At 60.4% G+C, this 16427-nt stretch carries 13 protein-coding genes and 1 riboswitch; of the genes, 11 read left to right on the top strand and 2 right to left on the bottom strand.

All coding sequences use genetic code 11. The features are described from left to right. The first annotated feature begins 627 nt into the window (after positions 1-627). Positions 628-840, top strand: a riboswitch (cobalamin riboswitch). Positions 841-940: 100 nt separating this feature from the next. The 6 genes from cobW to ACP7EE_RS27445 all read left to right on the top strand — a co-directional run bounded on the left by cobW (position 941) and on the right by ACP7EE_RS27445 (position 11243). Beyond that, on the top strand, positions 941-2014 hold the full coding sequence (cobW, locus tag ACP7EE_RS27470) for a cobalamin biosynthesis protein CobW (protein WP_426238144.1): 1074 nt from the start codon (positions 941-943) through the stop codon (positions 2012-2014). Between the two features lie 3 nt (positions 2015-2017). After that, positions 2018-5806, top strand: coding sequence for a cobaltochelatase subunit CobN (cobN, locus tag ACP7EE_RS27465; protein ID WP_426238142.1), 3789 nt, complete (start codon positions 2018-2020; stop codon positions 5804-5806). A 233-nt stretch (positions 5807-6039) separates the two neighbouring features. Further along, on the top strand, positions 6040-7041 hold the full coding sequence (locus ACP7EE_RS27460) for an ATP-binding protein (RefSeq protein WP_426238140.1): 1002 nt from the start codon (positions 6040-6042) through the stop codon (positions 7039-7041). Further along, positions 7023-7697, top strand: coding sequence for a vWA domain-containing protein (locus ACP7EE_RS27455; protein ID WP_426238146.1), 675 nt, complete (start codon positions 7023-7025; stop codon positions 7695-7697). The genes ACP7EE_RS27460 and ACP7EE_RS27455 overlap by 19 nt, the downstream gene beginning before the upstream one ends. Before the next feature lie 49 nt (positions 7698-7746). Further along, entirely contained in the window at positions 7747-9393 is a 1647-nt protein-coding gene (locus tag ACP7EE_RS27450) for a phospholipase D-like domain-containing protein (RefSeq protein ID WP_426238138.1), read from the top strand. 290 nt (positions 9394-9683) lie between these two features. Then, entirely contained in the window at positions 9684-11243 is a 1560-nt protein-coding gene (locus ACP7EE_RS27445) for a TerC family protein (protein WP_426238136.1), read from the top strand. 134 nt (positions 11244-11377) lie between these two features. On the opposite strand, the gene ACP7EE_RS27440 is transcribed toward ACP7EE_RS27445, so the two are convergent. Both ACP7EE_RS27440 and ACP7EE_RS27435 read right to left on the bottom strand, forming a co-directional pair. Beyond that, a complete protein-coding gene (locus ACP7EE_RS27440; RefSeq protein ID WP_426238134.1) occupies positions 11378-11809 on the bottom strand; it encodes a thioredoxin family protein in 432 nt (143 codons plus the stop codon). A 96-nt stretch (positions 11810-11905) separates the two neighbouring features. After that, positions 11906-12304, bottom strand: coding sequence for a hypothetical protein (locus tag ACP7EE_RS27435; protein ID WP_426238132.1), 399 nt, complete (start codon positions 12302-12304; stop codon positions 11906-11908). Positions 12305-12711: 407 nt separating this feature from the next. Here ACP7EE_RS27435 and ACP7EE_RS27430 point away from each other — a divergent pair, with 407 nt between their 5' ends. From ACP7EE_RS27430 to ACP7EE_RS27410, 5 genes are read left to right on the top strand one after another with little or no spacing between them, the layout of a single operon-like run. Further along, a complete protein-coding gene (locus ACP7EE_RS27430; RefSeq protein WP_426238130.1) occupies positions 12712-13560 on the top strand; it encodes a transporter substrate-binding domain-containing protein in 849 nt (282 codons plus the stop codon). Between the two features lie 51 nt (positions 13561-13611). Further along, complete coding sequence (locus ACP7EE_RS27425; protein WP_426238128.1) at positions 13612-14274, top strand: amino acid ABC transporter permease; 663 nt, start codon at positions 13612-13614, stop codon at positions 14272-14274. Between the two features lie 9 nt (positions 14275-14283). Further along, a complete protein-coding gene (locus ACP7EE_RS27420; protein WP_426238126.1) occupies positions 14284-14946 on the top strand; it encodes an amino acid ABC transporter permease in 663 nt (220 codons plus the stop codon). After that, positions 14943-15731 carry an amino acid ABC transporter ATP-binding protein gene (locus tag ACP7EE_RS27415; protein ID WP_426238124.1) on the top strand — a complete coding sequence of 263 codons (789 nt, stop codon included), beginning with the start codon at positions 14943-14945 and terminating at the stop codon, positions 15729-15731. The genes ACP7EE_RS27420 and ACP7EE_RS27415 overlap by 4 nt, the downstream gene beginning before the upstream one ends. 31 nt (positions 15732-15762) lie before the next feature. Continuing rightward, complete coding sequence (locus ACP7EE_RS27410; protein WP_016984340.1) at positions 15763-16152, top strand: RidA family protein; 390 nt, start codon at positions 15763-15765, stop codon at positions 16150-16152. The last annotated feature ends 275 nt before the right edge of the window (positions 16153-16427 follow it).

Genomic DNA, 16427 nt, shown 5'->3' with positions numbered 1-16427 from the left:
GGTTTTACAACAACGAACGGCTGCACTCGAAACTGGGATATCTGCCACCGACCGTTTATGAGCGGGCGATGGCGTCAAAACCACCTATCGAGGTGCCCGGAATTAGTTGACCACTGCAGGTTTTGCGGTGGATTTACCCCTCACCCCAGCCCTCTCCCCTAGGAGAGGGGGCCGATTTGTGTGCTGTTCAAAGCCTGAGTTCAACGTGGTATCGCACGTCGGCGTAGCTCTGCCAAACCACTCGGTCAGTCCCCTCTCCCTCTGGGAGAGGGCTAGGGTGAGGGGCTTTTGATGTGGCTTTTGATCTCCAGCCCATCGGCAGGCCGAGCGTAGGTGTCCATCAGGGGTAGGCGCGCAGCGCCGTGCGGCGCAGCCGCATTCATCGAGAGGAGGTGCAGCGCAGCAAACCGGAGGCGATGCCCCCTGATGGGCGCCGTAGCGAGGGAACACTGAGCCTAAGCGAAGTGCCGTACGCCGGGGCGAAAGCCTTTTGCTTACTTTTCGGCGTCTGGAAAAGTGAGTCGCTGTAAGAGCGAAACCATAAGAAGCCGTTACCGCAGCAACGGATATGCCCACAAACCAAAACCCCGAAAACCCAACCCCCATTGACCCACAACCAACCCATGCGTAGCCTTGCCCCTTCGAGGTTCTTCGGCCCACGCCGAAGCTAAGAAGGGAACGCGGTCCAAGCCGCGGCTGCCCCCGCAACTGTGAACGGTGCTGTTCGCTGCCACGCCACTGCCAACTCTGCCGACAGAGCCAGCGGGAAGGCGCAGTGAACGCCAGGCCCAACGCCTGAACACCGTCAGCCAGGAGACCTGCCTCGACACAGATTCTCAATTTAAACCGGGCGGGGTGATCCGGTGGCGAACTCTCCAGGCACGCATGCACGCTGCCGGTTCTCGTCCCGTATGCCCGCCACCTTGCCAAAGGGCATCCGATGAAAACACTGGCCAAACTCCCCGTCACCATCGTTACCGGTTTCCTCGGATCGGGCAAAACCACCTTGCTGCGGCACATGCTCGACAACGCGCAGGGCCGCCGTATCGCGGTGATCGTCAACGAGTTTGGCGAGCTGGGCATCGACGGTGAAATCCTCAAGCAATGCACCATCGGCTGTTCCGAAGAAGAAGCGCTTGGCCGCGTCTATGAACTGGCCAACGGCTGCCTGTGCTGCACCGTTCAGGAAGAGTTCTTCCCGGTGATGCGCGAACTGGTTGCGCGTCGCGGCGACCTCGACCATATCCTCATCGAAACCTCGGGCCTGGCCCTGCCAAAACCGCTGGTGCAAGCCTTCCAGTGGCCGGAAATCCGCAGCGCCTGCACGGTGGATGCGGTGATTACCGTGGTCGACAGCCCGGCTGTGGCTGCCGGCACCTTTGCCGCGTTCCCGGATCAGGTCGATGCCCAGCGCAAACTCGACCCGAACCTCGATCACGAATCGCCGCTGCACGAATTGTTCGCCGACCAACTGGCCAGCGCCGACCTCGTCATCCTTAACAAGTGCGACCTGATCAACCCGGAAGACCTCGCTCGCGTGCGCCTGGAAGTCGCCGAAGAACTGCCGCCAGCAGTGAAGATCATCGAAGCCAGCAGTGGTCGCGTGCCACTCGACGTGTTGATCGGCCTCGGCGCCGGTTCCGAAGAACACATCGACAGCCGCCACAGCCATCACGACCATCACCACGGTGAAGGCGATGACGACCACGATGACCACGATCACGACGCCTTCGATTCGATCTCCATCGAGCTGCCGCAAGCCGACGAAAGCCTGCTGCTCGACGCGTTGACGCAACTGGTGGTCAAGCACGGCATCCTGCGCGTGAAAGGTTTCGCGGCAATCCCGAACAAGCCGATGCGCCTGCTGATTCAGGGCGTGGGCACGCGTTTCGACAAGCACTTTGACCGTCAATGGGGCGCTGATGAAGCGCGCGTCACGCGACTGGTGTTGATCGGTCAGGAACTCGACGCCGCACAACTCGAAGCGCAATTGCGCGCCGCGCTCAGCGTTTAAGCCATGCACCTGCTCAGGACCCAGCCCGGCGGTTTCGTCTCGGATGACAACATTGCCGACCTCGGACAAACCCCCGCCGAACTGGTGATCCTGTGCAGCGGCGATTCCAGCCTGGCGCTGCTCGCCGAGGCCGCGCAGCAACTGCCGGAAGATTATCCGAGCGTGCGCCTGGCCAATCCAATGCAGGTGCAGAATCACGCCTCGGTCGATCTGTATGTCGACGAAGTATTGCGTCACGCCAAAGTCATTCTGATTTCGCTGCACGGCGGGATTGGTTATTGGCGTTACGGCGTCGAGCGTCTGGTCGAACTGGCCGAGCGCGGCGTGCAGGTGATTCTGGTGCCGGGCGATGACCGGCCCGATCCGGAACTCAGCGATCTGAGCACCGTTAATGCCGAGGATCGTGACCGGCTCTGGCAATTCTTGCGTCAGGGCGGCATGGGCAATGCGCTGGATTTCTTCCGGTGTATGGCCAACCTTTGGCTCGACCGCGATTACCCGTGGGGCGAACCACAAACCCTGCCGCGCACGGCGATTTACCACCCACATAAAAGCACCGCCGCACTGAGTGACTGGCAGGCCGATTGGCTGCCGGAGCAACCGGTTGCGGCGGTGTTGTTTTATCGCTCGCATTTGCAGGCGGCGAACACGGCGTTTATCGATGTGTTCTGTCAGCGCTTGCAGGCTGCGGGACTGAATCCGCTGCCGATTGCCGTCGCCAGTCTGAAAGAGCCTGGCTGCCTGTCGGTGGTCGAGGACTGGCTGGATGAAGTCGAGGCCGGGGTGATTTTGAACACCACCGGATTTGCCCAATCCAGCCCGGAAGCGCCGCATCTACGCCCATTTCGTCGCAACATTCCGGTGATTCAGGCGATCTGTGCGCAGGACAACGAGCCCGGCTGGCGCGCCAGCGAGCAAGGCCTCGGCCCGCGTGATCTGGCGATGCACATTGCCTTGCCGGAGCTGGACGGGCGCATTATCAGCCGGCCGATCAGCTTCAAGGATCTGGCCTGGCGCAGCGAGCGCAGTCAATCGGATGTGGTCTGCTACCGCGCGCAACCCGAACGTATGGATTTCGTCGCGCAACTGGCGCGACGCTGGATTGATCTGGCGCGGGTGCCGAACGTAGAAAAACGCATCGCTTTGATTCTCGCCAATTACCCGACCCGTGATGGGCGGATTGGCAACGGCGTCGGCCTCGACACGCCAGCGGCGGCGCTGAATATTCTGCGTGCATTGCAGGCCGAAGGTTATCCGCTGCCCAGCGAGTTGCCGGGCAGTGGCACTGAGTTGATTCAGCAATTGCTCGGCGGCGTCAGTAATGACCTCGATACTCTCGATCAGCGTCCATGCCAGCAAAGTCTGGCGATGGATGACTACCTGACAATGTTCAACGCCTTGCCCGAAGCCAATCGCGCGGCGGTGCTGGAGCGTTGGGGCACGCCGCAAACCGATCCGATGTGTCGCGACGGGCGCATGATGATCGCCGGGCTGCGCTTCGGCCTGACCTTCGTCGGCATTCAACCGGCACGCGGGTATCAGGTTGATCCGAGTGCGGTGTATCACGACCCGGATCTGGTGCCGCCCCACGCCTATCTGGCGTTCTATTTCTGGTTGCGCCAGACCTACGGCGCGCACGGTGTGATCCACGTCGGCAAGCACGGCAACCTCGAATGGCTGCCGGGCAAGGGTGTCGGTCTGTCGGAGAACTGCTGGCCGGATGCACTGCTCGGGCCGCTGCCGAACATCTATCCGTTTATCGTCAACGATCCGGGCGAGGGCGCCCAGGCCAAACGCCGGACTCAGGCGGTGATCATCGATCACTTGATGCCGCCGCTGACCCGCGCCGAAACCTACGGCCCGCTGCGCAATCTGGAGCTGTTGGCCGACGAATATTACGAAGCGCAACTGCTCGATCCGCGCCGCGCCCGCGAGCTGCAACGCGACATTCTGCAACTGGTGCGTGAGACGCAGATCGACCGTGAGTTGCAACTGGACGATGGTCTCGACAGCGACGCTGATGCTGCGATCTGGCTGCCGCGTCTGGACACGTATTTATGTGATCTGAAGGAATCGCAAATTCGCGATGGCTTGCACATCTTTGGTGAATCGCCGAGTGGGCGGTTGCGTATTGATACGTTGCTGGCGCTGCTGCGCATTCCGCGTGGTGACGGCAAGGGTGCACAATCGAGTTTGTTGCGCGCGTTGGCCAAGGCTTTTCAACTGGGTTTCGATCCGCTGGATTGTGCGTTGGCCGAGCCTTGGACCGGGCCACGGCCCAGCGAATTGCAAACCGTCAGCGATGAAGTCTGGCGCACCGCCGGCGATGCCCGTGAACGCCTCGAATTGTTCGCCGCGCAATTGATCGAGCAGACACTGCACAACCCCTGTGGGAGCGGCGGTGCGACGATTCCACAGGATGCGCGGTGGGCCGACGTTCGCGCAATCCTCGAAAACCTGCGCGAAGTTGTTGCCCCACGCCTCGACGCCTGCGGCCCCGCCGAAATGCGCGGTCTGCTCGACGCCCTCAGCGGTCGTTTCGTCCCCGCCGGCCCGAGCGGCGCGCCGAGTCGCGGCCGCCTCGACGTGTTGCCGACCGGACGCAATTTCTACTCGGTGGACGTACGCAATCTACCGACCACCACCGCGTGGCGCATCGGCTTCCAGTCGGCGACGCTGATTCTTGAGCGGCACTTGCAGGACCACGGCGATCACCTGCGCCAGCTCGGCCTCTCGGTGTGGGGCACGGCGACCATGCGCACCGGTGGCGACGACATCGCGCAGGCCATGGCGCTGATGGGCGTGCGTCCGGTGTGGGCCACCGGCAGCCAGCGCGTGGATGATTTCGAGATCCTGCCGCTGAGCCTGCTCGACCGCCCGCGCGTCGATGTCACGCTGCGGGTCTCGGGATTCTTCCGCGATGCTTTCGCCAACCTGATCCGCCTGTTCGACGCTGCCGTGCAAGCGGTGGCCGAACTGGACGAACCGGACGACCTCAATCCGTTGGCCGCCAAAGTACGTGCCGAGCGTGTAGCGCTCCAGCAGTCAGGATTGGACGAAGAAGCCGCGCGACGTCAGGCCGGCTGGCGCATTTTCGGTGCCAAACCCGGTGCCTATGGCGCAGGTGTGCAGGGCGCCATCGACGGGCGCCTGTGGCAGAGCCGCGAAGATCTGGCCGAGGTTTACTTGAACTGGGGCGCCTACGCTTACGGCGGCTCCGACGAAGGCACCGCCGCCCGCGAACAGTTCGTCCAGCGCCTGAGCCAGGTGCAAGCTGTGTTGCAAAATCAGGACAACCGCGAGCATGACCTGCTCGATTCCAACGACTATTACCAGTTCCAGGGCGGCATGCTTGCGGCGGTGGAAACCCTGCGCGGTGAAGCAGCTGCGAGTTATCACGGCGACCATAGCCAGCCGGATCTGCCGAAAATTCGCACGTTGAAAGAAGAGCTGAACCGGGTGATCCGCTCGCGGGCGGCGAATCCGAAGTGGATCGACGGGGTCAAGCGCCACGGCTACAAAGGCGCGTTCGAGTTGGCGGCGACCGTGGATAACCTGTTCGCGTTCGACGCGACGACGCAGTTGATCGATGATCATCAATACGCGTTGTTGGCGGACGCGTATTTGCTCGACTCGGCGACCCGCGAGTTTGTGCGTGAGCATAATCCGCATGCATTGCGTGACATGACTGAGCGGATGCTGGAGGCGCAGCAGCGCGGGATGTGGCAGGAACCGGGGGCCTATAAAGAGGCGCTGGAAAATCTGTTGCTGGATATAGAAGAGGATGGATGAGGCTTTTAAAAGCTACCCCTCACCCCAGCCCTCTCCCTAAGGGAGAGGGGGAAAGGGAGCAGATCTCCATCGCATTCAGCTCCGGAGTTCGACGCGGTATTTCACGTCGGCGGACTTCTTGAGTGCAACACGGTCAGTCCCCTCTCCCTCTGGGAGAGGGCTAGGGTGAGGGCAGCCCCCCTGACACCCCACAAAACTCAAGACCACCACCGACCACGAAAGAGAACCCGCAAATGACCGAAACCCCACATTTCCCGCTCTCCGCCGTGGTCGGCGCCGATGACCTGAAACTCGCCCTGTACCTGACCGCCATCGACCCGAAAATCGGCGGCGTGCTGATCGAAGGCCCGCGCGGCATGGCCAAATCCACGCTGGCCCGAGGCCTTGCCGATCTGCTCGCCAGCGGCCAGTTCGTCACCTTGCCACTGGGTGCCACCGAAGAACGGCTAGTCGGTACCCTCGACCTCGACGCGGCCCTGAGCGAAGGTCGCGCGCAGTTTTCCCCCGGTGTGCTGGCCAAGGCCGACGGCGGCGTGCTCTACGTCGATGAAGTGAATCTGCTGCCGGATCATCTGGTCGATCTGCTACTCGACGTCGCCGCCAGCGGCACCAATTTGATCGAGCGCGATGGCATCTCCCATCGGCATTCGGCGAAGTTTGTACTGATCGGCACCATGAACCCGGAAGAGGGCGAGTTGCGGCCGCAACTGCTCGATCGCTTCGGTTTGAACGTTGCGCTCAGCGGCAACACCGTGCCGACCGAGCGTGGGCAAATCATCCGTCGACGGCTGGATTTCGACAGTGATCCGCAAGCGTTTTGTGCTCAGTGGGAATCCGAGCAGCTAGCCTTGCGCGAACGCTGTGAAAACGCTCGCAACGCTTTGGCTGGCATTCCTCTGGATGATCAAGCCTTGGCACAGATTACCGAGCGCTGCTTCGCCGCCGGCGTCGATGGCTTGCGCGCCGATCTGGTGTGGCTGCGTGCCGCCCGGGCGCATGCGGCATTGCGCGGGGCCGAGGTGATTGCCGAGCAAGACATCGATGCTGTCGCCGAATTCGCTCTGCGTCACCGTCGTCGTGAGCAACAAACGTCCAGTGCGCAACCACCTGCGCAATCCCCGTCCAACGCCCAGAGCAACCCCAGCGAAGGCCAGGGCCAATGGGGTGAAATGCCCGCTCCGGCACTGGCCACCGGCGCTCGCCGCGAAGTGCCGAGCTGGCCAAAAAAGCCTTAGGCATTCGTCCCCGATCCGATGCGGGGGCGAATGCCAGACCCCGTGCCGGGCGCCTGGATAACGGCCGACAAGGCAAGCGACATAGCGCCCGCAGTGGTTCGGTGAACTGGCCGGGCACTCTGCTCAACGGCCGGCCGACAGTGCGTGCGGATCTGCTGTTCCAGTTGCGCACGCGCACGCCGCATGAATTGTTGCTGGTGATCGTCGATGCCTCGGCCTCGACTCGCAGGCACCAAGCCCTCAGCGATGCCAAGGGATTGCTCGCGCAACTGTTCGACGACGCTTACCGGCAACGCGCGCGCCTTGCACTGTTGACCGCCAGCGGCGCGACGCCGAAATGGCAGGTACAGGGCCTCAAAGCCAGCAAAGGTTTAAGCCTGTGGCTCGATGGATTAGGCGCCGGAGGCGGTACGCCATTGCTCGCGGCATTGAGTCAGGCCGAGCAATGGCTGACGCTGCGGCGCAAGCGCTTTCCCGCCGAGCAGCAGCGCTTGCTGGTGGTAACGGATGGACGCTTGAAGGATCTGCCAGCGCTGCCGGTGCTGGACTGTCCGGGGTTGTTGATCGATATCGAACGCGGGCCGATTCGGCTGGGCCGCGCGCAGCAACTGGCGCATGCGTTGGCTGCCGATTACCGGCACATCGACGACTTGTAGATCCATTTGAGGTCTATGCTGCGCCAAGCCCATTCACAAGGAGTGAAGCATGCGCGTAACGGTCACCAATCCGCAGGATGATTTTCGCGTCAAAGCCTACGCCGGTACCAACGGCGTGCTGCTGGCCATGGACCTTGCCGAATCTCGGCGCCAAGGCTTGCTCGGATTCGCGATCGAGAAGCAGCAAGGCGCCAAGCCGTGGCTGTTTCTGTTCAACAGCCTGACGTTTCCCGGCAAGGCCCACACTTTCCCACAGTTTCACGCGACGCCGAGCGATCTGGCGCCGCTGCAAAAATTCCGCTGGGCCGATTACGCGGTCAATCCGGGGATGACCATTCACTATCGCGTGTATCTGGCCTACGGCACGCCGGATGCGCCGCAACTGGGCGAATCGCTGGAACTGACCGTGACTTCGGACGACGGTCATCCGCTCAACCAAAGCGTGATCTTCAATCGCGCGGTGGCGGCGAGTCAGGCGTTCCAGCGCAAGTTTCCCGACCTTGATGCGCAAATCAGCGCCAACAAGAATATGCCCATAGAGGCTTGGCCCGACGCCGCTCGCCAATGGCTGGAGAACGGCTTGCTTCAGCGCTTGCAGGGTTTTATCGAGCGCGCCGTCGACGGCCATTGGGCGCTGGATATCGCGATCTACGAGTATCAGTTGCAAGCCATTGTCGACACCGTGAACGCGGCGTTCGAGCGCGGGGTGCAGGTGCGAGTGCTGTATCACGGCCCACCCGGTGACGAAGACACGTTGATCAACGAGGCCAGCCTCGCGAAGTTACCCGCAGCGAGCAAGCGCGGGCGCGTGACGCACAACATCTTCCATAACAAATTCATCGTCCTCAGTCGGTTTGACGCCGAGGGTCAGCGCCAGCCGCAAGCGGTGCTGTGCGGCAGCACCAACTTCACCGCCAACGGAGTTTATCGCCAGGCCAACGTGGTGCATGTGCTGGATGACGCTGCGGTTGGCGCCAGTTATCTGCAAACCTTCGAACAGATCTGGGCCGAACCAAATGACGTCGGCGCCACGCGCGACTGGATCACCGCCAGCAACCCGATGGACCCGGCGCAGCCGTTGTTTGTCGGCTTCTCGCCACGCACGGGCGGCGGCGATTTGCGTGAATTCGTCGAGATCATCGAAGCGGCGAAAAAAGACTTGCTGTTCGTCACCGCATTCAGTTTGCCCGACGCGATCCTCAACGCCTTGCTCGGCCAACCCCACGACGACATCCTGCGCTACGGCCTGCAAAACACCGTCAGCCGCATCACCGGTTTTCACGCTGATCGCACTGCCGAATTTGCAGCCACCGCGTTGCTCAATACCGGCCTGGAAGGCTGGCTGCGCGAGAACATGAAAGGCCAGAAGGGCAATCTGCTGGTGCATACCAAAGCGGTAGTCACCGACTTCACCACAGACGCGCCGACCATCATCAGCGGCAGCCACAACCTCAGCGCCTCGGCCAGCAACGGCAATGACGAGAACTACCTGATCATTCGCGGCGACACCGATCTGGCGGATCGCTATGGCCTGGAATTGCTGAGGTTCTATGAGCATTACCGCTTTCGCTATTTCGCGAAGAAACTTGCTTTGAAACAGGTGAGTCCATTAGCGCTGGATGATCGTTGGACGAACGATTATTTCACCGAAGGGGATTTACGGAAGTTGTCTCGATTGCGATTTGCAGGGCGTTGAATACCCTGGAGCTTCCAAAGGAAATACAGATTTTGAAATGATTTCAGACTGTGGGGAAAGTCACTACAGCCTGTACGCTCCAAGGCCATTTTTCTTTCAGGATTTGCATGAACACCGTTTTGGAGCCTCCCAGTTGTCCATTCCCCTCGCGCCACGGCGCGGTCTTGACGCACTCGCAGCAACCAGTTTTCCGACACCCGTCTATGGTTGATGGCGCAGCCTTCGAGCTTTCGCGCCGCGCTTTGCCGTGTCCGGCAGCCTGAATTCACTGAGAGAGAACGAGACAAATTATGGAATGGTTAGCGGATCCCACGGCCTGGCTGGGCCTGGCGACATTGATCGTGCTGGAACTGGTGCTGGGTATCGACAACCTGGTGTTCATCGCAATTCTTGCGGACAAACTGCCGCCGCATCAGCGCGACCGTGCGCGGATTATCGGCCTGTCGCTGGCGTTGATCATGCGTCTGGGCTTGCTGGCGAGTATTTCGTGGCTGGTCACGCTCACGCAGCCGCTGTTCGAGGTGTTCGACAAGAGCTTCTCTGGCCGTGACCTGATCATGCTGTTCGGCGGTGTGTTCCTGTTGTTCAAGGCGACCATGGAGTTGCACGAACGACTGGAAGGCCATATCGGCCAGCGCTCGACCAACGCTGCTTATGCGCTGTTCTGGCCAATCGTCGCGCAGATCGTGGTGCTGGATGCGGTGTTCTCGCTGGACGCGGTGATTACCGCCGTGGGCATGGTCGATGAGCTGTCGGTGATGATGATCGCAGTGGTGGTTTCCATCGGTGTGATGATCGTCGCCAGCAAGCCGCTGACACGCTTCGTCAACGCGCACCCGACGGTGATCATGCTGTGTCTGGGCTTCCTGATGATGATCGGTTTCGCCCTGACCGCCGAAGGTTTGGGCTTCCACATTCCGAAGGGCTATCTGTATGCAGCCATCGGCTTCTCGATCCTGATCGAGGTGTTCAACCAGATCGCCCGCGCTCGGCGCAAACGTTCGATGCAGGGCTTGCGGCCGATGCGTGAGCGTACGGCGCATGCGGTGCTGAGCTTGTTGGGCGGGCGCAAAATGGCCGAGGAAGAAGTCGGCGAGGAAATTTCCGACTTGCTGGACGACGGCGAGAAGCCTGCTGCGCAACTGTTCGACCGCCGCGAGCGGGTGATGATCAGCGGCGTACTGCAACTGGCCGAGCGCCCGATCCGCACCTTGATGACCGTGCGTGCGGATGTTGATTACATCGATCTGGCCGATGACGCCGATGCGATTCGCACACGGTTGATGCATTCGTCCTACTCGCGCTTGCCGCTGATTCGCAACGGTGCGGTGGATGAACCGTTGGGCTTCGTGCATAAAAAGGAACTGCTCAAGGAGTATCTGGCCGGCCACGAGCCGAACCTTGAACACCTGGCGCGCAAACCCCTGAACCTGCTCGACAGCTACTCGATCCTTAATGCGCTGGAACAGATGCGCGCGGCATCGACGCATATCGCGTTCGTGGTCAACGAATTCGGCGACTTCGTCGGCGTGTTGACCATGACCGACATTCTTGAATCGATTGCCGGTGAACTGCCGGACGCGAGCGAAATCGCCGGCCCGGACGTGGTCGCGGAGCAGGGCGGGTACATGGTCAGCGGCGCGTTGAACTTGACGCGCATCCGTCAGCACACCGGGTTCGGCGCGGAACCGACTGAGGATTATCAGACCCTCGCCGGGTTGGTCATGAGCCTGCTGGATCGCTTGCCGATGATTGGCGATCGACTGCAACACGATGGCTGGCGCATGACCGTGGTCGCGGTGGAAGAGCGGCGGGTGACGCGCGTGTTGTTGGTGCGTGAGGCGGCGTAAGGCGCCGGGAGTACGTTGTGCCCGTGCGGCCCTAATCGCTGGCAAGCCAGCTCCCACAGGGATTTCGGTTGTTCACAAAATTTGTGCTCACCGCCAGACACTGTGGGAGCTGGCCTGCCAGCGATGGCAATCTTTCAGGCGCGCGCAGACCTTCGCGCACGAGAAATGGTGCAAAGGTCACGCAGCGCTTGATGAAGCCAACTCAAATCATGCCGCGGTTTGCGCCGCACTGTCGGCGCCTTGGTCCTGCCAATGTGCCGGGCAACGTCCGCGGCCAGGGTCTCTGGCGTACCAATGCCCTTGAGTTTCTTCACCAACCTGCCGTCCTTGCAGAACAGTACCGTTGGCGTGCCGGTCACCAGCGGATGGCGCGGCGATTGGCTGGTATCGAGCATGTAGATATCGGCGCGATGCCGGTACGGCTCGGCGATCTGCTTGAAGATCGGCCCGGCCCATTCGCAGGCGGGGCAGTGTTCATTGCCGAAATACAGAATTACCGGACGCCAGGTTTTCAAGGCTTTGCGGTATGTAGGGGGAAGCGCTGAGTAAGGGGCTATCGAGTTCATTGCAAACTCCTTCCTCGGAAATATGTCCGCGAGGCATTCACGTTTAATAAAACGAGCGACCCAGTGATCGCTCGTTTGTCGCAGCTCAGCGGCGCATCAAGGCAGTTGAACTAGCGCCACATCACCGAAGTAAGCGCCCTTCGTGCCGAACACACCATCGTTTGCGTCAACCTTGACGGTGACCTTGATCGTCCCGGCCGGGACTGTGATGGCTGCGAACTTAATAGTCCACGCCTGACTGCCACCGACATCCAGGCTTGTAACAGGGCCGGTGGGATGCGGCTGAAGTGAGACACGACCGGCGAAACCCTGATCTGTTTTCATTCGTGCTGACAGCATGAAATTCGTAGCGTTACCGATTAACACGTCCTGACTGATTGAGCTCGGAGGGGCGATTTCACAATGCCCGCCTGGATAACTCACGTCTTGTGGATTACTGGTTGTCCAGTAGTTGTCTTGCTGCGCGAAATCGCCGTTTTGAACAAGATTGACCATTACAAATATCCTTATTGGAATCGCTGGTTAGAGGTGTGTGCAGCCCTTTTGGGGCAGTGCAATTAGGCGATTCAATCCTTTGGATTGACAACTGTCAGATCTGACAGGTCAAGCTGGTAATCCGATGGACGGTCACTGCCTCCCGCCGCAGATCAACTGATTGCTTGGTTCCGATGCGATGCACCTAAACGTGGCGTTACTTCCCACTGCGTAGGGTTCGGCAGCGATGCCTGCCAGCGATAAGCAGCAGAGTGCAGATTCCGGCAGCGATCAACTAACTGAATTATCTGATTTTTCCCCTCCGCAAGATTTCCCGAGAAGCCTGTGGCACACTTTCTGCTGTCTATTCCGCTGTGACAAACCGTGTTCCGGTATAGCGGAATAAACATCATTCTGGAGTGCTTGCCATGCATCGCCGACTTTCCTTGTTCAAAACGTGTGTGTTTGTTCTCGCGGCTTCGTCCGCTGTCGTGGGCATGACCCAGGCGGCGGAGGGCAAGCTTGATGCTGTGCTGGCCCGTGGCAAATTGATTGTGGGCACCGGCAGCACCAACGCCCCTTGGCACTTCCAGGGCGCGGACGGCAAGTTGCAGGGTTTTGATATCGACATCGCCAGGATGGTGGCCAAAGGTTTGTTCAACGACCCGAGCAAGGTCGAGTTTGTGGTGCAGTCCTCGGATGCGCGGATTCCCAATCTGCTGACCGACAAGGTCGACATGAGCTGCCAGTTCATCACCGTCACCGCCAGCCGCGCGCAGCAAGTGGCATTCACTCTGCCGTACTACCGCGAAGGCGTCGGCCTGCTGCTGCCGAACAACAGCAAGTACAAAGAAATCGAAGACCTGCAGGCCGGCGGTGACGGCGTGACTGTGGCTGTGCTGCAGAACGTGTACGCCGAAGAACTGGTGCATCAGGCGCTGCCCAAGGCCAAGGTCGATCAGTACGACAGCGTCGACCTGATGTATCAGGCGGTGAACTCCGGCCGCGCCGATGCCGCCGCCACCGACCAGTCTTCGGTCAAGTACCTGATGGTGCAGAACCCGGGTCGCTATCGCAGCCCGACCTACGCCTGGAGCCCGCAGACCTATGCTTGCGCGGTCAAACGCGGCGATCAGGATTGGCTGAACTTCGTCAACACGGCGCTGCATGAAGCCATGACCGGCGTGGAATTCCCGACTTACGCGGCCTCGTTCAAGCAGTGGTTCGGTGTGGATCTGCCATCGCCAGCCATCGGTTTCCCTGTCGAATTCAAATGATCCCGTGAGAGTGGGGCGCTTTGCTGCGCCCCGCTCAAGGTACTGCCGACCATGAACTATCAGTTGAATTTTGCCGCCGTGTGGCGCGATTTCGACACCTTGCTGGCGGGGCTTGGTATGGGCCTGCAACTGGCATTGCTGTCGATCGCCATCGGCTGCGTGATCGGCCTGCTGATGGCGTTTGCCTTGCTGTCGAAGCATCGCGCCTTGCGGGTGCTGGCCTCGGTGTATGTGACGGTGATCCGTAACACGCCGATTCTGGTGTTGATTCTGTTGATCTACTTTGCGCTGCCCAGCCTGGGAATCCGCCTGGACAAGATCCCGTCGTTCATCATCACGCTCTCGCTGTATGCCGGGGCGTACCTGACCGAAGTCTTCCGTGGCGGGCTGTTGAGCATCCCCAAAGGCCTGCGCGAAGCGGGGCTCGCTATAGGTCTGGGCGAATGGCAAGTGAAGGCCTATGTGACCGTGCCAGTGATGCTGCGCAATGTGTTGCCGGCGCTGTCGAACAACTTCATTTCGCTGTTCAAGGACACCTCGCTGGCCGCCGCGATTGCGGTGCCGGAGCTGACCTATTACGCGCGCAAGATCAACGTCGAGAGCTACCGGGTGATTGAAACCTGGATGGTCACCACGGCGTTGTATGTCGCGGCCTGTTACCTCATTGCCATGCTGCTGCGCTATCTCGAGCAGCGTCTGGCAATCCGCCGATAGGAGGCCGAAATGTACCCATCTCCCAGTTGGTTACACGAGTTGTGGATTGCCCGCGAAACGCTGTGGCAAGGCTTTCTGACCAGCGTGCAAGTGTCGGCGCTGGCGATTTTGTTCGGCACCGTGCTTGGCGTATTCGCCGGTCTGGTGCTGACTTACGGCAAGTTCTGGATGCGCGCGCCGTTTCGGCTGTACGTCGATCTGATTCGCGGCACGCCGGTGTTTGTACTGGTGCTGGCCTGCTTCTATATGGCGCCGGCACTCGGATGGCAGATCAGCGCATTTCAGGCGGGTGCATTGGGGCTGACGCTGTTCTGCGGCTCGCACGTCGCGGAAATTGTGCGCGGTGCATTGCAGGCGTTGCCGCGCGGGCAGATGGAAGCGGGCAAGGCCATCGGCCTGACGTTTTATCAATCCCTCGGTTACGTGCTGTTGCCGCAAGCGCTGCGGCAGATCCTGCCGACCTGGGTCAACTCCTCCACGGAAATCGTCAAGGCTTCGACCTTGCTCTCGGTGATCGGCGTGGCTGAGTTGCTGCTCAGCACTCAGCAAATCATCGCCCGCACCTTCATGACCCTGGAGTTTTACCTGTTCGCCGGGTTTCTGTTTTTCGTCATCAACTACGCCATCGAATTACTCGGCCGGCACATTGAAAAGCGGGTGGCTTTGCCATGACTCAGACTGATATTTCCAACGCGCAACCGCTGCTGGACATTCGCGGCCTGCACAAACAATACGGCGCAGTCGAAGTGCTCAAGGGTGTCGATCTGAGCATGCAGCGCGGCAACGTGGTGACGCTGATCGGCTCCAGCGGTTCGGGCAAGACCACGCTGCTGCGTTGCGTGAACATGCTTGAAGAATTTCAGGGCGGGCAGATCCTGCTCGACGGCGAATCGATCGGCTATGACGAAAGCAACGGCAAGCGCGTGCGCCATGCGGAAAAAGTCATCGCCCGTCATCGCGCGATGACCGGCATGGCGTTTCAGCAGTTCAACCTGTTCCCGCATCTGACCGCGTTGCAGAACGTCACTCTGGGCTTGCTCAAGGTCAAGAAGCTGCACAAGGACGAAGCCGTGGCGCTGGCCGAAAAATGGCTGGAGCGCGTGGGCCTGCTGGAGCGGCGCAATCACTTTCCCGGTCAACTGTCTGGTGGGCAGCAGCAGCGCGTGGCGATTGCTCGCGCGATTGCGATGAACCCGAGCCTGATGCTGTTCGACGAAGTCACCTCGGCGCTCGATCCGGAGCTGGTCGGCGAAGTGCTGAACGTGATCAAGGGCTTGGCCGAGGACGGCATGACCATGTTGCTGGTGACCCACGAGATGCGTTTCGCCTTCGAGGTCTCGGACAAGATCGTGTTCATGAACCAGGGGCGAATCGAAGAGCAGGGGCCTCCCAAGGAACTGTTCGAACGCCCGCAATCACCGCGGCTGGCGGAATTTCTCAAAAGCACGCGGTTTTGACTTTTCACTTTTTCAATCAGGAGCAACATTCATGAGCATTACTCGATACGGCACCGGCAGCACCGCCGCTGGCGGCCAGCCGCGTCCATTCGCCCGCGCCGTTGAAGCCGATGGCTGGCTGCACGTTTCCGGCCAGGTGCCGGCGGTGGATGGCGAGATCATTGTCGGCGGCATCGTCGAGCAGACGCACCAGACCATGAAGAATTTGATCGCGATTCTCGAAGAGGCCGGTTATGGCCTCGAAGACGTGGTACGGGCCGGGGTGTGGCTGGACGATCCGCGGGATTTTTCGAGTTTCAACAAGGTTTTCGGCGAGTACTTCAAGCCTGAGCATGCACCGGCTCGGGCGTGTGTGCAGGCGAGCATGATGGTCGATTGCAAGGTCGAGATTGACTGTATCGCGTACAAGAAGAAGGTTTGATCACTTGAGGGTTGGGGTGTCGCGCAGATAGTAGCCCCTCACCCTAGCCCTCTCCCGAGGGAGAGGGGACTGATTTGTATCGATGCAGATTTTTGCGCTAGACAAAGACGTTTGCATCAATGCGGTCAGGCTCCCTCTCCCTCGGGGAGAGGGCGGGGGGTGGGTAAATACCGGGTACATCCTTTACGTTTGAGACCGGGGACATGGTTTACAGGTATCAATCATGGTCAGGAGGTGCTGACCATGCCCTGGAATCAAGAGTCCCCGATGGATCA

This window comes from Pseudomonas sp. TWP3-2 (assembly GCF_049897765.1).
Classification (GTDB): Bacteria; Pseudomonadota; Gammaproteobacteria; order Pseudomonadales; family Pseudomonadaceae; genus Aquipseudomonas.
Note: the sequence above shows the minus strand (reverse complement) of the source record. Positions and strands in the feature narration are given on the sequence as shown.